Below are 22091 nucleotides of genomic sequence, written 5' to 3'. Positions count from 1 at the left end.
CACTTTCCCGGAACGCACTCGATTGAATTCGCCGATGGACCTGACCCAGTTCGAACACCAGTACGATCACCTGTCAAATGATGTCGCGGCATTCAAGCGCGCGATCTCGAACAAGCTGATGTACCACGTGGGCAAGAATCCGGAGTCCGCGCATGCGGAAGACTGGTTGCACGCCGTGTCCTACGCGGTACGCGACCATCTCGTCGAGCGCTGGATGAAGACCACCCGGGCCGGTTATGCGCAGGACGTCAAACGGGTGTACTACCTGTCGATGGAGTTCCTGATCGGCCGTACCTTCAGTAACGCCCTGCTTGCACTCGAGCTGCTGCCGATCGTGCGCCAGGCCCTTGCCGACCTCGAAGTCGATGCCGACGCCCTGCTCGAACTCGAGCCCGATGCGGCGCTCGGCAATGGCGGCCTCGGGCGTCTGGCCGCCTGCTTTCTGGATTCGATGGCCACGCTCGGGGTGCCCGGCTTCGGCTACGGCATTCGATACGACTATGGCATGTTCCGTCAGCAGATCATCGACGGGCAGCAGGTCGAGGTTCCGGACTACTGGCTCACCCGCGGCAATCCGTGGGAGTTTCCGCGCCCGGAGATCCAGTTCCGCGTGCGCTTCGGCGGCCGTCTGGAGCGTCAGGGAAGCGTTGTGCACTGGATCGATACCGATGACGTCCTGGCCATGGCCTACGACACCATCATTCCAGGCTACGGCACCGAGGCCACCAACACCCTGCGCCTGTGGTCGGCAAAGGCCACCGAAGAGATCGATCTTTCGGCGTTCAATCGCGGCAACTATTTTGGCGCGGTCGAGAGCAAGACACATTCGGAGAACGTGTCGCGGGTCCTCTATCCGGACGATTCCACCCAGTCGGGCAGGGAGCTGCGCCTGCGCCAGGAGTATTTTTTCGTCTCCGCCAGCCTGCAGGACATCGTCCGGCGTTACCTGGTCACCCACGACAGCTTCGATGCGCTGGCCGACAAGGTCAGCATTCATCTGAACGACACTCACCCGGTCCTTGCGGTACCGGAGTTGATGCGCCTGCTGGTGGATGAGCACGGCCTCGAGTGGAGCACGGCGTGGGCGCAGTGCCAGAAGGTGTTCTCCTATACCAACCACACGCTGATGCACGAGGCGCTCGAAACCTGGCCGGTGGACATGCTCGGCCGCGTGCTGCCGCGCCATCTGCGCATCATCTTCGATATCAATTCCGATTTTCTTGCCGGCGTGGTGGCGAAGCACGGCCACGACCTCGATCTGATGCGCCGCCTGTCCCTGGTCGACGAAACCGGCGAGCGCCGCGTGCGCATGGCCTATGTCGCCGTCGTTGCCTCGCACTCGGTCAATGGCGTATCCGCGCTCCACTCGCGGCTGATGACCGAATCGATTTTCGCCGACTTTGCCCGCCTGTGGCCCGAGCGGTTCAACAACAAGACCAACGGAGTGACGCCGCGACGCTGGCTGGCGCTGGCCAATCCCGGCCTCGCCGCGCTGATCGACACCCGGATCGGGCACGGCTGGCGCCGGGATCTGGCGCAGCTGCATGGCTTGCGCGAATACTGCGACGACAGCGGTTTTCTGCACATGCTGAGCGCCACCAAGCGCGCAAACAAACTGCGGCTGGCCGAGTACGTGAACACGCATCTCGGCATCGCCCTGAATCCGGATGCGCTGTTCGACGTCCAGGTCAAGCGCATGCACGAGTACAAACGGCAGCTGCTGAACATGCTGCACGTCGTCACCCGTTACCAGGCAATCCTCGCCAATCCGAAGGCCGACTGGGTGCCGCGGGTGGTCATCTTTGCCGGCAAGTCGGCCTCGGCCTATCGTTTCGCCAAGGTGGTCATCCGCCTGATCAACGACGTCGCGGCCACGATCAACAACGACCCCCGCATCGGCGATCGCCTGAAAGTGGTGTTCATCCCCAACTACAGCGTCAGCCTCGCGGAGTTGATCATCCCCGCCGCGGATCTGTCCGAGCAGATCTCCACGGCCGGCACCGAAGCCTCCGGTACCGGCAACATGAAGCTTGCTCTCAATGGCGCGCTCACCATCGGCACCCTCGACGGCGCCAACGTCGAGATCCGCGAGGAAGTCGGTGAAGACAACATCTTCATCTTCGGCAACACCACCGAGCAACTGGCCGAGATTCGCGCCCTGGGTTATCAGCCGCGCGCGATCTATGATGCAAATCCGACCTTGCGGGCCGTCCTCGAGGCCATCCGCGACGGCGTGTTCAGCCCGGCGGAACCGAGTCGCTACCACCAGATATTCGACGTCCTGGTGCAGTGGGATGACCACTACCTGCTGCTGGCCGACTATGCCAGCTATGTCGACACGCAGGCGAGAGTGGATGCGCTCTATCGCAAGCCGGAAGACTGGAGCCGTCGGGCCCTGCTCAACATCGCCGGGATGGGCCGGTTCTCGTCGGACCGCACCATTTCCGAGTACGCAGACACGATCTGGCGAGTCAAAGCGGTGGATCTGACCGGCAACGACTTCGTGATGCCGCGTGGCCACCACCCCTAGTCCGGATGACGCCGTGCTCAGGGGCGTCCAAGATGTCGGTCTCAGCCGCTCGCAGGCGAACTTCGACGCCGGCCGTCCCAGCGTGCGACGAGGGTCGAACACCGATGGGGTGGGATGCGGCCGGAGCCCGGGCAGCACCGTCCGGCTCAGCGCAGCGCGGCGTGAATGTCTTCGGCAAGCTTGCGGCTGACGCCCTCGACCCGGCACAGGTCCTCGACGGTGGCGGCACGCACGCCATCGAGCCCGCCGAAGGCAGCGAGCAGATTGCGCCGACGTGACGGACCGACGCCCGGGATGTCATCGAGCCTGGAACCGATCCGGGTCTTGCCGCGTTTGGCGCGGTGGCCGGTGATGGCAAAGCGGTGGGCCTCGTCGCGAATCTCGATGATGAGGTGCAGCGCGGCCGAGCTGCCACCCAACACCAGCCCCTCGCGGCCGTCGGCAAAAATCAGCGTTTCGAGGCCGGCCTTGCGGCCCTCGCCCTTGGCGACCCCGACCATGGCGACCGACTCGAGCCCGACTTCGCCGAGGATCTCGGCCGCGGCACTGACCTGGCCCTTGCCGCCGTCGATCAGGATCAGGTCCGGACAGATCCCCTCCCCGGCCGCGACCTTGCCGTAGCGCCGTTCGAGCACCTGGCGCATGGCGGCAAAGTCGTCGCCCGCGGTGATGCCGGTGATGTTGTAGCGACGGTACTCGGCGCGCTTCATCGCCCCGCCCTCGCAGACCACGCACGAGGCCACCGTGGCCTCGCCCATGGTGTGGCTGATGTCGAAGCATTCGACGCGTTGCGGCGCCTCGGTCAGGTCGAGCGCTTCGCGCAGGGCTTCGAGGCGTTGCTCCACGCGGCCGGTGTCGCGGGCGCGGGCCCGGATGGCGAGGCTGGCGTTGTTCTCGGCCATTTCCATCCACGCCTTTTCGGCGGCGTAGCGTGGGGAGACCACGCCGGGCGGACGCTCGGTGATCGCGGCGAGGATCTCGCGGATCGGTTCGGGGGCGAGGTTGACCAGCAGCCGTGCGGGGATCGGGTGTTCGGCGTAGTGCTGTTCGACAAAGGCAAGCAGGCCGTCGGCAGCGCCCGACACCGCGGCGCCGCTGGGGAACTGAGGGCGGTCACCGAGATGACGGCCGCCGCGCACCATGGCGATGTTGATGCAGATCAGGCCGTCCTCCTCCACCGCGGCGAGGATGTCGACGTCCTCGTCCTTGCGGCTGTCGACATACTGGCGGTGCAGCACCGACTGGAGGACACGGACCTGGTCGCGGCATGCGGCGGCCTCTTCGAAGGCAAGGCGCTCGGCGGCCGTCTGCATGCGCGCGGTGAGGGCGTCGACGACTTCGTTGGCCTGGCCGTCGAGAAAACGGGTGGCCAGACGCACGTCCGCGGCGTAGGCGTCCTTGTCGATGAGGCCCACGCAGGGGCCGGTGCAGCGTTTGATCTGGTGCAGCAGGCAGGGCCGCGAGCGATTCTGGTAGACGCTGTTTTCGCAGGTGCGGAGCTGGAAGGTCTTCTGCAGCAGATGGATGGTTTCACGCACGGCATAGGCGTTCGGAAACGGGCCGAAGTAGCGTGCGCCCTTGGTGAAGGCGCCGCGGTGGTAGGCAAGGCGGGGAAATTCGTCGGCGGAAAGTTCGATGTAGGGGTAGGTCTTGTCGTCGCGAAAGAGGATGTTGTAGCGCGGCGCGAGGCTCTTGATGAGGTTGTTTTCGAGGATCAGGGCTTCCGCTTCGGAGCGGGTGGCGGTGACGTCGACGCGCATGATCTGCGCCACCATCATGGCGATGCGCGGGCTGGCCTGGGCGCGCAGGAAGTAACTCGAGACGCGGCGCTTGAGGTTCTTGGCCTTGCCGACGTAAAGCACCTTGTTCTCGGCGCCGATCATGCGATAGACCCCCGGATTTTCGGTCAAGGTGCGCAGGAAGGCTTTTGCGTCGAAGGGAACGGGCGCGGCAGATTCGGTCATTCGTTTCAGCGTTTATGTTCGTGACTCTTTGGCTTGCCGGCCAAGCATTTGTTCTGCCGGCTGCGGAACTCGCCCTGCGGGCTCGGACAGTCCTCGCCGGCGCCACAAACGCCCGACCGTCAAGCCAGCCGCGTACCAGCGCCACGCCCCGCTATGTCTTGGTGACATTCCCGATCGTCGATGCCGTCATCGTCGGGCCGGTCGGCGCGTCTTCGGCGATGGCAAGGACTTGTTCGCGCGCTTTCAGATAGGGGTCATGAAGTTCGAGGGCGAAGCTGTCGACCAGATGGGGGGCACGCGGTTTGGCCGGCACCACGGCAGCCAGCCGGGCGAGACTGTCCGCATCCGGTACCGGTGCCCAGCGGTCGAGCAGTTCGGCCGCGAGCTCGGGACGATTGCAGGCGAGGACCATGTCGCAGCCGGCGGCGTAGGCGGCCTTGGCCCGCCCGACCAGATCGCCGGCGAACTTTGCACCTTCCATGTTGAGGTCGTCGCTGAAGATCACCCCCTTGAACCCGACGCGCTGGCGCAGCACGTCACGCAGCCAGAAGGCGGAGAAGCCGGCCGGGTTCGGGTCGGCGGCCGGGTAGATCACGTGCGCCGGCATCACCCCGGCGAGCTGACGGCCGAGGCGGTGGCGGTAGGGCGCGATGTCCTCGGCCCAGATGACGTCGAACCCGCGTTCATCGACCGGGATCTCGTGGTGGGAGTCGGCCTCGACGTAGCCGTGTCCGGGGAAGTGCTTGCCCACGCAGCCCATGCCGGCCTCGGTCATGCCCGCGGCCAGTGCCTGGGCGAGCGTGGCGACCACTTGTGGGTCGCGATGGAAGGCGCGGTTGCCGATCGCGCGGCTGACGCCGTAGTCGAGATCGAGGACCGGCGTGAAGCTGAGGTCGATGCCGTGGGCGAGCAGTTCGGCGGCGAGGACGTAGCCGGTGGCACGGGCGGCGTCGAGCGCCTGCAGGTGATCGTGGTCCCACAGCTGGCCCAGGGTGCGCATGGCCGGCAGGCGAGTGAAGCCGTCGGTACGGAAGCGCTGCACGCGGCCGCCTTCATGGTCGACCGCGATGAGCAGCGCCGGGTCGCGCAGACAGCGGATCTCGGCGGTGAGCGCGGCAAGCTGGTCGGAGCCGGTGAAGTTGCGTGCGAACAGGATGACGCCGCCGACCAGCGGGTCGCACAGGCGTTCGCGCTCTTCGTCGGTGAGACGGGTGCCGGCGACGTCGATCATCACCGGGCCGCGGGCCAGTTTCAACGCAGGTGTCGTCATGTGTGCTCGATGACCGCAAAGGCCACCACGTAGTCGTGTTCGTCGGTCAGGCTGAGATGGGCGCCGAGGCGGTGCTCGGCCATGTAGTGCGCGAGGCGCTCGTCGTAGCGGAAACCGGGTTTGCCGAGCGCATCGTGGCCTACCGCCACCGCATGCAAGGTGGCCGGAGCGGCCACCCCGGTGCCGAATGCCTTGCCGAAGGCTTCCTTGGCGGCGAAGCGTTTGGCGAGAAAGCGTGCGGGGTCACGGCTGGCGCGCCAGGGTTCGCGCTCGGATTCGGCAAGGATACGCAGGGCGAAGCGCTCGCCATGGCGTTCGAGCGAAGTCCGCATCCGTTCGATGTGGACGATGTCGGTGCCGATGCCGTGTATCACTTTGCCCCGTCCTCGCTTACTGGCCCGCGGTTTCGCGCATCAGGCGCTTCATCTCGCTCACTGCCGCACGCAGGCCGGTGAACACGGCGCGGCTGACGATGGCGTGGCCGATATGCAGTTCACGCACGCCGGGCAGGCCCGCGATCGGCTGCACGTTGTAGTAGTTGAGCGCGTGGCCGGCGTTGAAGCGCATGCCGAGCGCACGCACCGCGGCGCCGGCCGCCCTCACCTTGTCCAGTTCGGCGAGCACCGCCGCGCTTTCGCTGTCGCGCCCTACATCGTGGAAGGCGTGGGCGTAGGGGCCGGTGTGAATCTCGCACACTCGTGCACCGATCCGTGCGGCAGCCTCGATCTGGGGGATCTCGGCGTCGATGAACACGCTGGTGACGATGCCGGCATCGGCCAGGCGCGCGACCACGTCCTTCAGCCGTGCCTCCTGCGCGAGCACGTCGAGCCCGCCTTCGGTGGTGATCTCATGGCGGCCTTCGGGCACCAGCATGGCCATTTCCGGCTTCAGCGCGCAGGCGATGGCGACCATCTCCTCGGTGGCGCCCATTTCCAGGTTGAGTTTGACCTGGGTCAGCTCGCGCAGCCTGCGGACGTCGTCGTCGTTGATGTGACGACGGTCTTCGCGCAGGTGCACGGTGATGCCGTCCGCCCCGCCCAGGTGCGCCTCGACGGCGGCCCATACCGGATCGGGTTCCCATGTGCGCCGCGCCTGGCGCAGGGTGGCAACGTGGTCGATGTTTACGCCGAGTTCGATCACAGTTCCTGCAACTCCTTCAGCACCCGGCGTGACTGTAGCGGCTGCCCGCCGAGATAGTGGTTGATCAGTGCACGCAGCAGCCGCTTGGACTGGGCCAGCGTTTCGGTTCGGGAAAATTCGCCCGCAGCCATGTCGATGAGGGTCTGTCCGCTCACCGCCAGCCCTTCCCCGCCGTCGATGTCGTCCCGCCCGGGCGGGGGCGGCGCATCGACCGGCATCGGTCCGTGCTCGATTATATAGAGGTAGGCTTGTGCCGGCTGGATCGCACCGCCCTGCCCGGCTTCCGCATCGAGGGCGATGCCGTAGCCGAGTTCCTGCAACAGCGCGAGCTCGAACCGGCGCAGGATGGGGGACAGGCTTTCGCCCCGGCCAAGCGCCGCATTCGCGGCTTCGTAGGCGTCGAACAGCGCCGGATGGGGGTCCTCACGCGCGGTGAGCCGCACCATCAGTTCATTGAGGTAGTAGCCGCACAGCAAGGCCTTTCCGGTGAGCAGGGGCTGCCCCCCCCGCCATTCGGCGCGGATCAGGGTTTTCACTTCGCCACCGCCGGTCCAGTCCATCAGCAGGGGCTGGAAGGCCATCAGCACACCGCGCAATGCCGACATAGGGCGCCGGGCGCCCTTGGCAGCGAGCGCGACACGGCCGTGATCGCGCGAAAGAACCTCGACGATCAGACTGGTTTCCCGCCATGGCAGCGTGTGCAGCACCCATGCCGGCTGCTGTTCGATGCGTTGTTTCGGCCCCATGGCGGCGACGGATTATTCGTAACCGAGGCTCTTGAGCGCGCGCTCGTCGTCGGCCCAGCCGCTCTTGACCTTGACCCAGACTTCGAGGAAAACCTTGCCATCGAACAGCTTTTCGAGTTCGACACGCGCCTCGGTCGAGATGCGTTTGAGCTTCTCGCCGCCCTTGCCGATCACGATGCCCTTGTGTCCGGCCTTATCGACGATCACGGCCGCGTGTATCCGGCGCAGATTGCCTTCGACCTCGAACTTCTCGATCTCCACGGCGATACCGTAGGGCAGTTCGTCCCCGAGCAGGCGAAACAGCTTCTCGCGCAGGAACTCCGACGCGAGGAAGCGTTCGCTGCGGTCGGTGATCTCATCGTCCTGGTACATCGGCGCCCCCTCGGGCAGCAGGCGGGTGGCGGTGGCGATCAGGGCATCGCAGTTGCTGCCGCGCTCGGCCGACAGGGGGACGATCTCGGTGAAGTCACGCAGCCCGCGCACGCTGTCGATGAAGGGCAGCAAACGGGTCTTGTCCTTGAGCTGGTCGACCTTGTTGATCACCAGTATCACCTTGGCCTCCGCCGGAATCACCTCGAGTACCTTGCGGTCGTCCTCACCCATGCGACCGGCTTCGATCACGAAGAACACCAGATCCACGTCGGACAGCACCTGCGAAACCGTGCGGTTCATCGACCGGTTGAGCGCGTTGCGGTGCTGAGTCTGGAAGCCGGGGGTGTCGACGAAGACGAACTGGGCGGCCTCGTTGGTCAGGATGCCGGTGACCCGATGGCGGGTGGTTTGCGCCTTGCTGGACACGATGCTGATCTTCTGACCGATCAGCCGGTTCAACAGGGTCGACTTGCCCACATTGGGACGGCCGACGATGGCAACGAAACCGGTGCGGAAGCCTTCCTTGGCGGGGGCTACGTCCTTGTCAGCGGAAGTGTTCATTGTTTCCTCAATTTGGCCAGTGCGAACTCGGCCGACTGCTGTTCTGCCGCGCGCCGGCTGCTGCCCCGGCCGACGGTACGCAACGCGAGCTTGGGCACCTCGCACGCGACCTCGAATTCCTGGGCGTGGGCTTCCCCGAGCACTTGGACCATGGTGTAGGTGGGTAGTGCAATCTTGCGCCCCTGCAGCCACTCCTGCAGCGCCGTCTTGGGGTCCTTGGACGGCAGCGCGGGATTGACTTCGGCGATCAGCGGAACGTAGAGGCGATCGATCACGCTCTTCGCGGCCGGGAACCCGGCGTCGAGAAAGACCGCGGCGAACACCGCCTCGAGTGCATCGGCAAGGATGGACGGGCGACGGAACCCGCCCGAGCGCAGTTCGCCCTCACCCAGACGCAGGCACTCGCCGAGCTGCAGGTCGAGCGCGAGGCGGTGCAAGGCCTCCTGGCGCACCAGCGAGGCGCGCACGCGAGACAGCTCGCCTTCGCGCAGATCCCCAAAGCGTTCGAAAAGCGCGATCGAGGTCACGCAGTTCAGCACGCTGTCACCGAGAAATTCGAGCCGCTCGTTGTTCGGAAAACCGAAGCTGCGATGGGTCAGCGCCTGCTGCAGGAGATCGGGATTGGTGAAAACGTGGCCGAGTTGGCGCTGCAGACGATCGACAAAACCCGCCATCAGGGATTGGCGCTCGAAACCTGGAAGTCGATCAGCAGGCTGACATTGCCGGCAACCGGCACCTTGCGTGAATAATCGACCTCGACAATCACCTTTCCGCCCTGCTTGGCGATCTGGAGGTCGGCGCCGGTCACCGTGCTGATGTCGTCGATCTGCCCGCGTCGATCGAAACTGCGCCGCAACTCCGACACCGGCGCGCCGCCATCGCCTTCAGCGGCAATGAGCTTGACGATGCGCTGCACCGACATGTACTCGTTGATGGCAGGCACGGTCCGGAACGCGATGAGGAGCGCAAACGCGAGAAATGCCCCGACGATCAGCACGCTGATCAAGCTGAGGCCACGCTGGCGAGATTGAGTCATGGAGTTCTTCCCCGTCATCAGTGAAAGCGGCCAATGCGCTTCATGTCATTGAAATTGAACCAGATGAAAAAGGCCCGGCCGACGATGTTGCCGTCCGGCACGAAGCCCCATACCCGGCTGTCACTGCTGGCATCGCGATTGTCGCCCATGACGAAGTAATGCCCCGCCGGCACCGTGCAGGTGACGCCGCCGCTAGTATAGGTACAGTTATCGCGATACGGGTAATTCAGCACCTGGGCCACGAAGGCCGGCGCCTCGCGTTCGATCAGGATCGAATGGTTGCTCTCGCCGAGCTTTTCCGAGAACTGCGGCGAGTAGTACAGCCGATCGGGATGCAGATAGGTGCCCGACTCTTCGATCGAGACGGCTTCACCGTTGATCCGCAGGCGCTTGTCGATGTATTCGACCTTGTCGCCCGGCAGCCCGACGACCCGCTTGATGTAGTCCAGCGAGGGATCTGCAGGATAGCGGAAGACCATGACATCGCCGCGCCGCGGGTCGTTCAGATCGATGATCTTGCGGTTGATGACCGGCAGCCGGATGCCGTAGGTGAACTTGTTCACCAGAATGAAATCGCCCACCAGCAGCGTCGGAATCATCGAGCCGGAGGGGATCTTGAACGGCTCGACGACGAAGGAGCGCAGCCCGAACACGATCAGGATCACCGGAAAAAAGCTCGCACCGTACTCGACCCACCACGGCGAAGGTGCATCCGCGGCGCGATGCTTGCGGGCGTAGAAACGGTCGGCCGCCCACAGCGCTCCGGATATCAGTAACAGGACAAAAAGGATCAGGGCGAAGTTCACGCAGACTCCAGTCGGTTATCGATGTCGTGACGGCGTTGGCGCCGGCACCTACTTGTTGTCATCGGTACGCAGCACGGCGAGGAAGGCCTCCTGCGGAATCTCGACGTTGCCCACCTGCTTCATGCGCTTCTTGCCTTCCTTCTGTTTCTCGAGCAGTTTCTTCTTGCGGCTGATGTCGCCGCCGTAGCACTTGGCCAGCACGTTCTTGCGCAGCGCCTTGATCGTTTCGCGGGCAATGATGTTCGAACCGATGGCCGCCTGGATCGCGACATCGAACATCTGGCGCGGGATCAGGCCACGCAGCTTGGCGCTCAGCTCGCGGCCGCGGAACTGGGCACTGACCCGGTGCACGATGACCGACAGTGCATCGACCTTTTCGCCGCCGACCATCAGATCGAGCTTGACCAGATCGGCGGCCCGGTACTCCTTGAACTCGTAGTCGAGCGAGGCATAGCCGCGCGACACCGACTTCAGCTTGTCGAAGAAGTCCATGACCACCTCATTCATCGGCAGGTCGTAGATGAGCTGCACCTGGCGGCCGTGGTAACGCATGTCCACCTGCGAGCCGCGCTTCTGGTTGCACAGCGTGATGACCGGACCGACATACTCCTGCGGCATGAAGATGGTCGCGGTGATGATCGGTTCGCGGATCTCTTGGTACTTGCCGGGATCGGGCAGTTTGAATGGGTTCGCGACGTGAATGATCTCGCCGCTGTTCAGCACCACCTCATAGACCACGGTCGGCGCGGTGGTGATGAGGTCCATGTCGAACTCGCGCTCGAGCCGCTCCTGAACAATGTCCATGTGAAGCAGGCCGAGGAAGCCGCAACGGAAGCCGAAGCCCAGCGCCTGCGATACTTCCGGCTCGAATTGCAGCGAAGCGTCGTTCAGGCGGAGCTTCTCCAGCGAATCGCGCAACTGCTCGTATTCGCTCGACTCGACCGGGTACAACCCGGCGAACACCTGGGGCTGGATTTCCTTGAACCCCGGCAGGGCCTCGGCCGCCGGTTTGCCGGCCAGGGTCACGGTGTCGCCGACCTTGGCCGCTTCCAGTTCCTTGATGCCGGCAATGATGAAGCCGACCTCGCCCGCAACCAGTTGCTCGCGGTTCAGCGATTTCGGTGTGAACACGCCGACCTGCTCGCACGGGTACTGCGCGCCGTTCGACATCAGCAGGATCTTGTCCTTCGGTTTCAGCGCGCCGTCCACTACACGGACCAGCATGACGACGCCGACGTAGTTGTCGAACCACGAATCGATAATCAGCGCCTTCAGCGGCCCGTCGGGATTCCCCCTTGGAGGCGGAATCCGCGCCACGACGGCCTCCAGCACCTCTTCGATGCCGAGCCCGGTCTTGGCCGAGCACAGGATGGCTTCGGACGCATCGACGCCGATGACGTCCTCGACCTCCTGTCGTGCATTGTCCGGGTTGGCCGCCGGCAGGTCGATCTTGTTCAGGACCGGAACCACTTCGACCCCCTGGTCGAGCGCGGTGTAGCAGTTCGCCACCGTCTGGGCCTCGACACCCTGAGAGGCATCCACCACCAACAATGCACCTTCACATGCGGCCAGCGAACGGCTGACTTCGTAGGAGAAATCGACATGCCCCGGCGTGTCGATCAGGTTCAGGTTATAGACCTTGCCATCCTTCGCCTTGTATTGCAGTGCGGCAGTCTGGGCCTTGATGGTGATGCCCCGCTCGCGCTCGATATCCATCGAGTCGAGCACCTGTGCCTCCATTTCGCGGTCGGACAAGCCGCCGCAAAAGTGGATGAGTCGATCGGCCAGGGTGGATTTTCCGTGGTCGATGTGGGCGATAATGGAGAAGTTTCTGATATGTTGCAAAGTGGCTACCGTCGTATCTAGGAGGCTCGCGAGGTCTCGTCAGCCCTCACAAACCCCTGAAAATCTTACTTTTTCTTAACCAAGAAGTATCGAAGGCCGCTAATGCCAAGTCGATACCGGGGTGGATCTGCGGCCCTCTCGCCCGGCCCCGAACAAGCTACCCGCAACTGCCGGGGAATACCCGCTCGTGGTCGGCGTGCCTGTGCGAGGAGCAACGGCCCATGCCACTGCAATCCTCATGTCCGCACCGCCAAACCCGCAGCCAGGTCCGTCAAGCTCACGGACGGCGGCGGATTATACCTTGAACTCACCACGGCCGGCGGTAAGCTCTGGCGCCGTCATGGCCGCCAGTCGAGCGAACACGCGCGCCATATGGCCGTTGCGCGCGTCGATGCCCGGCCGTTCACGCCGCGGTCTTCGCGGAGCCCGACCGCTCGAGCGGAAAAGCGAGCTCTTCCCAGGCGCTGATGGCGCCGAGCATGGGGAAACCGCCGCGCTTGAGGATGCCCGCGTTCTCGCCTGTCCTTTCGGGGTCGGGCACGTCCATGCGGGCGGTAGCGCCGACGAATGAGGCACCGGCGGTGAACATGCCCCAACACTTGTCGCCGGCATCCCCGACATGGACGGGGTAGGACATGCTCTCAGGGGTGTGACCCGGGGTCTCGAGCGCGACAAATCGGCTCGGTCCCACTTCAGTCATGGTCGCGGCGCGGGTTGACCACGACCGCGAGCCCGTGTCCCCGGCCCGGGGCGCAGGCGTTCTGTCCGAGGCCCGGCGTTTTCAGTCGACGCAAGAATACGCGCGCTCTCCGGACGCAGTCAGCTGCCGGGCTTGCCGCTGCCGCAGCGTGACCCCGTTGGGTCGATCGGCTGCACGCTCGGGTGGCTCAACGTCGTGTCAGCAGCCACCCCATCAGAAACCCCATTCCGGTCGCCAGGCCCAGCGCGGCGATCGGTTTCTCGTGGACACGAGCGGAGCAACGGTCGGTGAAATGCGATTGTGCCGCCTTGAACTGGCGCCCTTTGACTTCGATCGTTTCGGTGGCCGAAGTGACTGCGCCGGCGATCCTGTCCACCGCATGATGGGCACCGGTGGCGAGTCGGTCGACGACGGGATGTTCGCCGTTCGCCGCGCTCGTGACCGACTGACGGGTGTCGTTCGAAACGCCCTGCACCTCGTCTTCCCAATGCGGAAAGGTGCCAATGGGGACATTCGATCCACCGATGGATTGTCCTGTGGATTCCATTTTCGATTCTCCTGCACTAGCTCATGATGGAGATGCCCTTCCGGCACATCCATCGAGTTGAGACACCGACGCCGACCACAACCAGCCGGGGCCGTCCGATTGGCCCCGTGAAGCCTCTGGCTCCGGTCGGCACCCCTGCCGGCCATTACCGTTGGGTGGTGTCGCCCTTTTCGGCCTTAGCCTCGACTTCTGCATCGGCCTTCGCCATAGCGTGCGCCATCTTGGCCTCCTTTTGACACACGTCCTTGGCATCGCCGGAGGCGTCGTCACACTTTTCCTTGGCAACGGCATATGCGGCGTCGGCTTCGGCGATGCGCGCGTCGTATCGATTCTTGGCGGTCGGGTTGTGCTTCGCCTCCAGCTCGGCCTCGGCGACCTTTTGGCGCCCCTTTGCCTCTTCGACGCAGATATCCTTGGCGTTGCCGCTCTTCGAGTCGCAAGCGGCCTTGTCCGCTTCGTATCTGGCCTCGATGCTATCTTCGGCCGCTTCATATTCCTTGTCGGACATCGTGGCGGCCATGGCGCCGGTGCTGAATGCGAGCCAGATCGCACTCGATACGATGGTGAGTTGCAACTTGTTCATGATGACTCCTTGGTCGACTTCGACTCTGTATTGATGGCGCAGCCCCTGTCGGGGAGCGCGTTTCCGGCTATCCGCGCGGCTCCGGTGAGCGGTCGCGGCTACCGTCCTACTTCCCGACCGGCTTCTCGCCCAGCAACTCGGCCTTGCGGGCAGCGATCTTTGCGCCGAGTTCGAGCAGATCGAGTTTCGTGTCCTTGATCCGTGGAAAAAGTTCGTTCTGCTCTTCCTTGACGTGGTGCTTGACGTATTCGGAGAGCACCGTGACCTTGGCATCGAACATTTCGCCATCGGGTTCGACGCCTTCGATCTGGGCAATCAAGTCCTTGATCGACGCATGCTCCACGGTCGCCTCCGGGACCAGTTCATGGTCCTTCAGCACCCCCTTTACCGAGGGGTAGAAGAGTTCCTCTTCGACCTGGGCGTGCGCCGACAACTCCGTGCAGATCTGGGCCACGAGTTCCTTCTTCCTCGCCGGCGATCTGGCCTTTTCGTACTCGCTGAACAATTCGCTCACATGCTTGTGATCGGCACGCAGCAGTGCGGTGGCATCCCGAGCTCTGGTCGTCGCGGAAGAGCCGGATTGACGGGTTGTTGCAGTGGTCATGATGCGATCCTCTGGGGTTGAGACGGTGTTCCAGCTTGCAAGCCATGTGCCCACCAGGTGCCGTTGGTGGTTTCCGCCCGGCAAGATACCGACGCCCAACCGGGGCGGACGCAGAGGCTGTTGGATATGCAGGTGCTGCGTCGGCGCGTCCTCGCGCCGCGCCCGGGGTATTCCGGATCGATACCGTTTTCGGGCACGGCGGCACCTTGCGTGTCCTCGGGTCTGGTGCCCGGGCCGGGCACATCCGACGGCATCCGGCAACACTTTCCCAAGCCAGGTAAAAACTACATACGGCCTCCGCGATCGGGCGCAATCGACCTGTGGGGGTGATTTCTGCCCGGCCCGGCGCCGATGTCGGCAGGCGCCTACACCGCGCAAGCCTTGTCTTACAGCACCATGGCGCGTTCGCTGATTTCACCCCGGACTGCGGTTCGCTATCGTGGTTTCGACGCGTCGAAGAGCCAAGGTCGCCTTCTCCGGCGCGGTGCCGGCCGGCGCGAAAGTCGACGCTGCGATCGTGGCGTCACTTGTTGTCGCGAGCCGGCTCAACGAGAACCGGGCTGGTCACGCCGTCAAGTGCGCGCCTCGCCCGGACGAGGCGCCAGCCTCGATCATCCACAGGAGACAATGATGGCTACTAGCGACAAGCTCGATGTCCTTGCCACCGTAGGCGGCGCAGGCATTGTGGGCGGCACCACGAATACCAGCGGACCGGGTCCGCAGCTCATGGCGGCCGACACGCTGGAGAACAACGACGTGTACAACCACGCCAACGAGAAGCTCGGCACGATCGAGCACATCATGCTCGACGTTTCCCAGGGGCGTATCGCCTATGCCGTTCTCGTACGTGGTGGCGTGCTCGGCATCGGCGGGAAGATGCATGCGATTCCGTGGAGCGCATTGACCCTCGACGCAAATCGCAAGTGCTTCGTGGTCGATCTGGACAAGGATCAGCTCAAGGAGTCGGACGGTTTCGACAAGGACCATTGGCCCGCCTTTGCCGACTCGCGCTGGGCGACCGATCTGCACGCCAGTTACGGCCGCTATCCATACTGGGAGCCACGCAGCTTCTGATCGCGGCACCAGGGCCATCAGGCTCCGGCGTCAGTGTCCGGCGGGCGCCCTTCGGGTGGCCCGCCGGAATCATGTGAGGGGTGGGTGTTGTCGCCGTTCTTGACCTCGAGCTGTTGCAGAATCGACAGGACCACCCACGCGAATGCCGTACCGAACAACGCGACGCCGAAGCGTCCGAGCCCTGCGCTCACGCCGATCGCGCACGTCATCCAGATGCCCGCGGCGGTTGTCAGCCCACGAATGTCGCTCTTCGTGGTCCGCTTCAGAATCGCGCCGGCGCCCAGGAAGCCGATGCCGGTCACCAGCCCCTGGATCACCCGCGACAGATCCGAACTGTCGGCGCCCGCTTCGGTGATGGCCACGACCAGCAAGCTCGTGCCGGTGGCGACCAGCATGTGGGTGCGCAGCCCGGCCGACTTTCCCACCCGCTCGCGTTCGAGGCCGATGATCGCCCCGCATAGCGTTGCCACGGTCAGGCGCAGCAGCGAGCGCACCATCTGCTCCGGTGGTCCCATCCCCGCGCCCAGTTCAGCGACGATCAAGGCCAGTATGTCCATGCTCGGCACCTTTGTTACGGTCTGTTCCCATTGTCGCCGAAGTGCCCACGTCGGAGACCATCCGCTCGGCGGTGCGCCGGGTGCGCGATGAATGTGCCGCCACCTGCGCGCCGACCAGAAATACTGCGGCCGAGAAGAACAGCCACATCATCAGCACTGCCAGCGAACCCGCCGCACCGAAGGCACTCGCCGTGCCGGCATAGACGAGATAGCGGGCAAACAACTGCTTGCCGATCGCGAACAGAAGCGCCGCGGTCAGGCCGCCCAAGGCGGCGTGGTGCCACCGGACCGGAACATCGGGGAGCACCTTGAGCAAGGTGGCAAAGGCGAACCAGAGAAAGCAGAAGGAGATCGAGAGTTGAATGAGGTGCAGCAGCGACGCCACGCCGGCTTCGCCCAACAGCCGTTCGGCGCCGTAGATGATGACCGCATCGGCGATGAGCAGAATCACGATCAGGAAACCGATCCCCACCACCAGCCCGAAAGACACCAGACGCACGCGCAACAGGCTGCTCACCGGTCGATCCGGCGCATGCACGCGCCAGATCAGATTGAGCGCGTGATTGAGTTCGGCAAAAGTGGCCGATGCCCCCACCGCCATCATCAAGACCGACAGCCAGCCCGTCCATCCGCCGCCCCCGGTCTTCCAGGCGCTGGCCAGCATCGCCTGCACCACGGCAGCACCTTCCGCGCCCACGACCGCCTCCACGCCAGACTGTAGACGCCCCTGCACCGCTTCGATACCGAAGAACAGACTGCCCACGGCAATCGCGATAACGAGCATCGGCGCGAGCGAAAACGCCGCGAAAAAGGCGACCGAGGCCGACATCGAGGCGCCGTCGTCGGCGATCCAGGCACGCAGGACCGAACCGATGGCCCCTAACCCCCGCCCGGCCTTTCTCGCCCATCCCATGTTCCGGTGTTGCGCATGCGAGTCCATTGCCAACCTCTGCCCGACCCCGATTCCCGTCGTCGTGCTCGTCGCCGTCCGCGCCGTTCCAGCCGGCGCGGACCTGGCGGAGGGAGCAAGCCGAATGCCTGCTTCCATCGCGTCAGGCGCGTACGAGCGGGATGCTGTCCAGTTCGAGTACGTTAGCGATCGTCTCCACGAGCGTCGCCTCATCCACCGGCTTGCCCACCGAGTCCTGGAATCCGGCGCTCAGGAACCGGCTCCGATCGAAGTGCGTCAGCGCGGTCACCGCGATCGCCGGAATGAACGGCAGAGGATCGATCTCGCGGACCCGCTGGAGCACCTCGAATCCGCTCGCGCCCGGCATGGCGATATCGAGGAGCAGGATCGTCCGCGGCGCGATCGACGGGGCGGCCTCGAGGGTGTCGAGCAAGGCCTCACCCGAGCCGAAGGTCGTAACCGCGGCGCCGGCCCCCGCCAGCATGATGCGCATCACTTCGCGTGCGTCCGGGTCGTCGTCGACCAGCAGTACCTCGGCACCTTCGAGTGCTGCCGCGCCGACGCCGCAGCCCTCGGCCGGCGTCGGGACTTGACCGCCCTCCACCATGCACACGGCAGGCAGACAGACGGTGAACGTGGCCCCCTGCCCGACCCCGGCGCTGGTCGCGTGCACCGTACCCCCATGCAGTTCGACCAGGTTGCGCACCAGTGCCAGGCCGATACCGAGTCCCATATAGGGCCGTGTCATCGAGGTATCGGCCTGGCTGAAGCGGTCGAACACGTGGGGCAGGAAGTCCGCCCCGATGCCGATTCCGGTGTCGGTCACCGACAACTCCACCCAACGTGCGCTCTGCCGCACGCCGACTTCGACCTCGCCGCCCTCGGGTGTGAACTTGATCGCATTGGACAGCAGGTTGCTCAACACCTGTTGCAGGCGGTCCGCATCGCCATCGACCATCGTCACTGGCTGCAAGGGCGCGAATCGCAGGCCGATCTGTTTGGCTTTCGCCTGGTCGCGCAGCACCTCCATCGTCGGCTGAACGACGTCGACGAGGTTGAGGCGCTGCTTGTTGAGGTCGAGCTTGCCGCTGATGACGCGCGACGAGTCCAGCAGGTCGTCGATCAGTCGCGTCTGATGGTCGATATTGCGCTTGATCGCTTCTGCTGCCCGCGCGATCAGGTCCGGCTCGGGCGCCCGTGCCCCGGACAGGACCTGGCTCCATCCCTTCAGCGCATTGAGCGGGGACCTCAATTCGTGCGACACGATCGCCAGAAATTCGTCCTTGGCCCGACTTGCACGCTCGGCCTCGTCGCGCAATCGATGCTCGGCGATGAGCAGTTGCGCCAGCTCCTGCTCCACCCGTTTGCGCTCGGTAATGTCCTTGGCGACGCCGACGAGGCCGAATACCTGCCCCTGGGCGTCGCGCAGCGGCGACTTGGTGACGAGGAAGGTCCGTACGCCCTCGTGCACGGTGCGCGTTTCCTCGACGACGATCGGTTTGCCGCTGTCGATAACGCGGCGATCGTTGTCGACGATGCTGCGCACCGCCTCGGAGTCGCCCAGGAACTCCTCCTCCCTGCGCCCGATCACCTGCGCCCGGCTCATCCCCAGTGCCTGCAACGCGGCCGGATTGATCATCATGATGCGGCCGTCGCGACTCTTGGCCACGATCAGTTCCGGCGTCGTCGCCGCGATCGCGCGCAGCAAGGTCGTGCTCTCGCGCAGCACGGACATGGTCCGGTCGAGCGCCCGGGTCCGATCCGCCACCCGCCGGTCGAGGTTTGCGAATGCCCGACGCTCGGCATGCGCCCGCGCCCGAACGATTCGGGCATCACGCAACACCAGTACGCCGCCCGCCACTTCGCCGCCAGCGTCGCGGATCGGGGTTGCGGTGACGTCAACCGCGTGCATTCCGCCGTCCTCGCGCAGCAACGCCGGTTCGCCATCGAGCGAAACCGGAGCGGCGCGCGCGAAAGCCTCGCGCAGCGGGCATTCGATCGCGTCCCGGGTGCGCTCGTCGACCAGTGAAAGCAGCTCATCTACGTCGCGGCCTACCGCCTTTGCCCTTCGCACTTCGAGCAGGTCCTCGGCCGCGGGATTGAGAAAACTGATCCGAACCCGGTCGTTCACGGTGATCACCGCATCGCCGATATTGGCGAGCGTCGCATCCAGCCACTGACGATCGGTTTCGGCCCGCCGCTCGGCAAGGGAGCGGGACAGATTCATCTCGTCGATCTTGACCGAAGTCCACAGGATCAGGCCCATGCTGGCAATGATCATCAAGGCGGTGAGTACGCCTTCGCTCTCGATCGTCTGGAACCAGCCTTGACGCTCGCCGAGTGCCTGCACCCACGCCGCAAGCAAGGGAACGCCGATCGCCAGCGGCACCAGACGGCGAACAATGCCGGCCTCCGGTGAGTCGTACTCCAGCAGCTGCAACAGCCGCGAGCGCGGCTGCATCACCAGCACGCTGAAACTGGCCACCAGCAGCGCAAGCGCCACCGGCAGCGGCATCCCAACCGAGGGGACCGAAAGATCCACGCGGATGATGCGGATCGTCAGGCCCACCAGGGCCACCAGCGCCATTCCGGCGACCATCAGCGCGAGAAACTGGGACAGGGCCCGGGGGCGTTTGGCCTTGCAGGTCGCCAGTCCCATTGCAGTACTCAGCAACAGGAAACCGGCCTCGGTCCACATGGAGGTGGGGGAAGGGTGAAACGGGCGCGCAAGCCGCAGAAACCGCTCCTGACCCACACCGGGCAGGTCGAGCTGCAGGGCCAGCACCGCCGCGGCGACGAGGAAGCTGCTCAGCGCCGTGAATCGAACCAGGCGCCGGGCACCTTTTCCGCCCGGCAGGCCCAGCGCCCACAATCCGACCCCGAACAGTGCGAGCACGAGCACGCTGCTCGGCGTGATCGGGGGGAAATCGCGGCCGAGCGAACCGAGTTCCGGAATGCCTCCGACCAAGCCGGCAAAACCGATCACGGCAAGCAGGCCGACGACGCCGCTCACCGAATGGACCGCGCTCCGGATGCCGCCCGGCCCGGCCCCGATGTGCTCCCGTTCGGAAGCCGATGTCACGCTCGTCATTGGCGCCACCGCTTATGCCTCGCGCAGCGCCCAAGCGCTGATTCGGTCGTGTGCAGGGCGTCGCGCGGGTTCCTTGTTCCGTTTCACTGCGCACTCCGTCGATGGAGAAGATGCTCCCCTGCAAGTGGCGTTCCCAGGCGACTCCCGATCGTCGGCCCCTCCTGCGCGTAAGCCTTACCGGACGGGAACAGACCTTACATGACGGCCTGTCGGTCAGGCACGGAAATCGTCGTCCCCGTTGCCATCGTCCCCGTTCTCCTCGCCCTCGGCACCGTCTTCGTCCTTGTTCATATTGTAGACAGCGAGGCGGTTGTACAGGGTCTTGAGGCTGATGCCGAGCATCTTCGCCGCCTTGCGCTTGACGTTGTCGCACTCGATGAGCGTGGCCTCCAGGACGCGCCGGTTAACCTCCTCGAGCGGCGTGCCGATCCGTATGGTCAGGACCGAGCTGTGCGAATTGTGCAGGAAGGCCTCGGGCGCCAGCTCGGCGTCGATGACGTCGTCGGCAAGGATGAACGCACGATGGACGTAGTTCTTCAGCTCGCGCACATTGCCCGGCCAGCTGTGGGCATAGAGCGCGGTGATCGCGGACGGCGAGAAGCGCTTGTTGGTCTGCTCCTGCTCGTTGAGTTCGGCGAGGAACTGCTCTGCCAGCAGTTCGATATCCGTGCCCCGCTCGCGCAGCGGCGGAAGGTGGATCGGGAACACGTTGAGCCGGTGATACAAATCCTCGCGCAGGCGGCCCTCGGCGACCGCCTTCTCGGGCGAGCGGTTGGTCGCGGCGATCAGACGGACATCGGTGACGATGGATTCGTTGGTGCCGACCCGCATGATGGTGCCGGTCTCTAGCACGCGCAGCAGCTTGACCTGCAGGTCGGGGCGCATCTCGGTGACCTCGTCCAGGAACAGGGTGCCGTGGTTGGCACGCTCGAAGAAACCGAGATGCTGGCGGTCGGCACCGGTAAAACTGCCCTTCTCGTGACCGAACAGTTCGCTTTCCACCAGTTGCGGCGACACGGCTCCGCAGTTCAACGGCAGAAAAAGCTGACGCTTGCGCCGGCTCAACTCGTGGATGGTCTGTGCGGCCATCTCCTTCCCGGTGCCGCTCTCGCCGATCAGAAGCACCGACGCGGAGGTCGGCGCCACGCGGGCAAGCTGGTCGTAGAGGCGGCGCATGGCCGGCGAACCGCCGTGGATCTGGCCGAAGCGGCCGAGCCGCAGCAGCTCGCTGCGCAGCTGACCGATCTCCTGGCGCAGGTGCTCCGTCTTGGGGATACGCTGCAGGATCGCCCTGACCCGGTTTGTGTCGACCGGCTTCACCAGATAATCGGTCGCGCCCACGCGCAGCGCGTCAATCGCGCTTTCCACGCTGGCGTGGCCGGTAATCACCACCACCTCGGTGGAATTGTTCGGCTCGAACTCGTCCACCAGTTCGATCCCGCGGCCATCGGGCAGCATCAGGTCGGTAAAGATGACTTCCGGCCTGGAGCGGGTGAGGAGGATGCGCGCGCCGCGCAAGGAGTCCACCGCCGCGACCGTATAGCCCTCGGCCTTGATGAATTCCGTCATCCATCCGATCGTTTCCGGATCGTCGTCCACCAGCAGAACTTGTGGCATCTGGACTCCCTATATTCTTGTCATCGGGCAAATATTAGCCGTGTGCACAAACGCCTGTCGATCCATGGAAAGCCATACATTTGGCTCCGTAAACAGGGCACGGACACCGAAAACGCAGGTGCGCAATCGCTTTCTCGT

The 22091-nt window shown here is 64.7% G+C and carries 20 protein-coding genes; 2 read left to right on the top strand and 18 right to left on the bottom strand.

The annotated features are described in order from the left end of the window. Positions 1-34 precede the first annotated feature (34 nt). Complete coding sequence (locus AC3A35_RS15845; RefSeq protein WP_487437162.1) at positions 35-2530, top strand: glycogen/starch/alpha-glucan phosphorylase; 2496 nt, start codon at positions 35-37, stop codon at positions 2528-2530. A gap of 146 nt (positions 2531-2676) precedes the next feature. Here the strand turns inward: AC3A35_RS15845 and uvrC are convergent, their stop codons facing one another. From uvrC to AC3A35_RS15775, 14 genes are all read right to left on the bottom strand, one after another. After that, positions 2677-4494 (bottom strand): excinuclease ABC subunit UvrC, encoded by a 1818-nt coding sequence (gene uvrC / locus AC3A35_RS15840; protein WP_487437161.1) that lies wholly within the window; start codon positions 4492-4494, stop codon positions 2677-2679. Between the two features lie 151 nt (positions 4495-4645). Beyond that, complete coding sequence (gene nagZ, locus AC3A35_RS15835) at positions 4646-5764, bottom strand: beta-N-acetylhexosaminidase (protein ID WP_487437160.1); 1119 nt, start codon at positions 5762-5764, stop codon at positions 4646-4648. After that, positions 5761-6138, bottom strand: coding sequence for a holo-ACP synthase (gene acpS, locus AC3A35_RS15830; protein ID WP_487437159.1), 378 nt, complete (start codon positions 6136-6138; stop codon positions 5761-5763). Before acpS ends, nagZ begins: the two co-directional genes overlap by 4 nt. Before the next feature lie 16 nt (positions 6139-6154). Further along, entirely contained in the window at positions 6155-6904 is a 750-nt protein-coding gene (locus tag AC3A35_RS15825) for a pyridoxine 5'-phosphate synthase (protein ID WP_487437158.1), read from the bottom strand. Further along, complete coding sequence (recO, locus tag AC3A35_RS15820; protein ID WP_487437157.1) at positions 6901-7650, bottom strand: DNA repair protein RecO; 750 nt, start codon at positions 7648-7650, stop codon at positions 6901-6903. Before recO ends, AC3A35_RS15825 begins: the two co-directional genes overlap by 4 nt. 12 nt (positions 7651-7662) lie before the next feature. Continuing rightward, positions 7663-8583, bottom strand: coding sequence for a GTPase Era (gene era, locus AC3A35_RS15815; RefSeq protein WP_487437156.1), 921 nt, complete (start codon positions 8581-8583; stop codon positions 7663-7665). Further along, a complete protein-coding gene (gene rnc, locus AC3A35_RS15810) occupies positions 8580-9257 on the bottom strand; it encodes a ribonuclease III (RefSeq protein WP_487437155.1) in 678 nt (225 codons plus the stop codon). Before rnc ends, era begins: the two co-directional genes overlap by 4 nt. Continuing rightward, positions 9257-9619 (bottom strand): DUF4845 domain-containing protein, encoded by a 363-nt coding sequence (locus AC3A35_RS15805; RefSeq protein ID WP_487437154.1) that lies wholly within the window; start codon positions 9617-9619, stop codon positions 9257-9259. The genes rnc and AC3A35_RS15805 overlap by 1 nt, the downstream gene beginning before the upstream one ends. Before the next feature lie 17 nt (positions 9620-9636). Beyond that, on the bottom strand, positions 9637-10425 hold the full coding sequence (gene lepB / locus AC3A35_RS15800; protein ID WP_487437153.1) for a signal peptidase I: 789 nt from the start codon (positions 10423-10425) through the stop codon (positions 9637-9639). Positions 10426-10473: 48 nt separating this feature from the next. Then, complete coding sequence (gene lepA / locus AC3A35_RS15795) at positions 10474-12270, bottom strand: translation elongation factor 4 (RefSeq protein WP_487437152.1); 1797 nt, start codon at positions 12268-12270, stop codon at positions 10474-10476. A gap of 403 nt (positions 12271-12673) precedes the next feature. Beyond that, positions 12674-12907 (bottom strand): hypothetical protein, encoded by a 234-nt coding sequence (locus AC3A35_RS15790; protein ID WP_487437151.1) that lies wholly within the window; start codon positions 12905-12907, stop codon positions 12674-12676. Positions 12908-13157: 250 nt separating this feature from the next. Next, the gene (locus tag AC3A35_RS15785; RefSeq protein WP_487437150.1) at positions 13158-13517 is read right to left on the bottom strand and encodes an ElaB/YgaM/YqjD family protein; all 360 of its coding nucleotides are present in this window, start codon (positions 13515-13517) and stop codon (positions 13158-13160) included. A 145-nt stretch (positions 13518-13662) separates the two neighbouring features. Next, positions 13663-14100, bottom strand: coding sequence for a hypothetical protein (locus AC3A35_RS15780; RefSeq protein ID WP_487437149.1), 438 nt, complete (start codon positions 14098-14100; stop codon positions 13663-13665). 106 nt (positions 14101-14206) lie between these two features. Continuing rightward, positions 14207-14704 carry a hemerythrin domain-containing protein gene (locus tag AC3A35_RS15775; RefSeq protein WP_487437148.1) on the bottom strand — a complete coding sequence of 166 codons (498 nt, stop codon included), beginning with the start codon at positions 14702-14704 and terminating at the stop codon, positions 14207-14209. A gap of 630 nt (positions 14705-15334) precedes the next feature. Here AC3A35_RS15775 and AC3A35_RS15770 point away from each other — a divergent pair. Beyond that, on the top strand, positions 15335-15778 hold the full coding sequence (locus AC3A35_RS15770; protein WP_487437147.1) for a PRC-barrel domain-containing protein: 444 nt from the start codon (positions 15335-15337) through the stop codon (positions 15776-15778). Between the two features lie 17 nt (positions 15779-15795). Here the strand turns inward: AC3A35_RS15770 and AC3A35_RS15765 are convergent, their stop codons facing one another. The 4 genes from AC3A35_RS15765 to AC3A35_RS15750 all read right to left on the bottom strand — a co-directional run bounded on the left by AC3A35_RS15765 (position 15796) and on the right by AC3A35_RS15750 (position 21953). Continuing rightward, the gene (locus AC3A35_RS15765; RefSeq protein ID WP_487437146.1) at positions 15796-16335 is read right to left on the bottom strand and encodes an MgtC/SapB family protein; all 540 of its coding nucleotides are present in this window, start codon (positions 16333-16335) and stop codon (positions 15796-15798) included. Beyond that, positions 16307-17458, bottom strand: coding sequence for a YihY/virulence factor BrkB family protein (locus tag AC3A35_RS15760; protein WP_487437145.1), 1152 nt, complete (start codon positions 17456-17458; stop codon positions 16307-16309). The genes AC3A35_RS15765 and AC3A35_RS15760 overlap by 29 nt, the downstream gene beginning before the upstream one ends. Beyond that, a complete protein-coding gene (locus tag AC3A35_RS15755) occupies positions 17388-20336 on the bottom strand; it encodes a hybrid sensor histidine kinase/response regulator (protein ID WP_487437144.1) in 2949 nt (982 codons plus the stop codon). Before AC3A35_RS15755 ends, AC3A35_RS15760 begins: the two co-directional genes overlap by 71 nt. Before the next feature lie 213 nt (positions 20337-20549). Further along, positions 20550-21953, bottom strand: a complete 1404-nt coding sequence (locus tag AC3A35_RS15750) for a sigma-54-dependent transcriptional regulator (RefSeq protein ID WP_487437143.1) — start codon at positions 21951-21953, stop codon at positions 20550-20552. Positions 21954-22091: the final 138 nt, after the last annotated feature.

This window comes from Azoarcus sp. Soil_N_20 (assembly GCF_057656155.1).
This window is presented reverse-complemented; position numbering and strand designations above follow the sequence as displayed.

What these genes read in the sequence shown, in the direction of transcription:
- AC3A35_RS15845 (WP_487437162.1), top strand. Translation starts at nt 35, where the DNA reads ATGGACCTGACCCAGTTCGAACACCAGTACGATCACCTGTCAAATGAT.
- AC3A35_RS15750 (WP_487437143.1), bottom strand. Translation starts at nt 21,953, where the DNA reads ATGCCACAAGTTCTGCTGGTGGACGACGATCCGGAAACGATCGGATGG.
- AC3A35_RS15770 (WP_487437147.1), top strand. Translation starts at nt 15,335, where the DNA reads ATGGCTACTAGCGACAAGCTCGATGTCCTTGCCACCGTAGGCGGCGCA.
- AC3A35_RS15775 (WP_487437148.1), bottom strand. Translation starts at nt 14,704, where the DNA reads ATGACCACTGCAACAACCCGTCAATCCGGCTCTTCCGCGACGACCAGA.
- uvrC (WP_487437161.1), bottom strand. Translation starts at nt 4,494, where the DNA reads ATGACCGAATCTGCCGCGCCCGTTCCCTTCGACGCAAAAGCCTTCCTG.
- AC3A35_RS15785 (WP_487437150.1), bottom strand. Translation starts at nt 13,517, where the DNA reads ATGGAATCCACAGGACAATCCATCGGTGGATCGAATGTCCCCATTGGC.
- AC3A35_RS15765 (WP_487437146.1), bottom strand. Translation starts at nt 16,335, where the DNA reads ATGGACATACTGGCCTTGATCGTCGCTGAACTGGGCGCGGGGATGGGA.
- AC3A35_RS15790 (WP_487437151.1), bottom strand. Translation starts at nt 12,907, where the DNA reads ATGTCCTACCCCGTCCATGTCGGGGATGCCGGCGACAAGTGTTGGGGC.
- AC3A35_RS15780 (WP_487437149.1), bottom strand. Translation starts at nt 14,100, where the DNA reads ATGAACAAGTTGCAACTCACCATCGTATCGAGTGCGATCTGGCTCGCA.
- rnc (WP_487437155.1), bottom strand. Translation starts at nt 9,257, where the DNA reads ATGGCGGGTTTTGTCGATCGTCTGCAGCGCCAACTCGGCCACGTTTTC.
- AC3A35_RS15760 (WP_487437145.1), bottom strand. Translation starts at nt 17,458, where the DNA reads ATGAGGCGACGCTCGTGGAGACGATCGCTAACGTACTCGAACTGGACA.
- era (WP_487437156.1), bottom strand. Translation starts at nt 8,583, where the DNA reads ATGAACACTTCCGCTGACAAGGACGTAGCCCCCGCCAAGGAAGGCTTC.
- AC3A35_RS15805 (WP_487437154.1), bottom strand. Translation starts at nt 9,619, where the DNA reads ATGACTCAATCTCGCCAGCGTGGCCTCAGCTTGATCAGCGTGCTGATC.
- recO (WP_487437157.1), bottom strand. Translation starts at nt 7,650, where the DNA reads ATGGGGCCGAAACAACGCATCGAACAGCAGCCGGCATGGGTGCTGCAC.
- nagZ (WP_487437160.1), bottom strand. Translation starts at nt 5,764, where the DNA reads ATGACGACACCTGCGTTGAAACTGGCCCGCGGCCCGGTGATGATCGAC.
- AC3A35_RS15755 (WP_487437144.1), bottom strand. Translation starts at nt 20,336, where the DNA reads ATGACGAGCGTGACATCGGCTTCCGAACGGGAGCACATCGGGGCCGGG.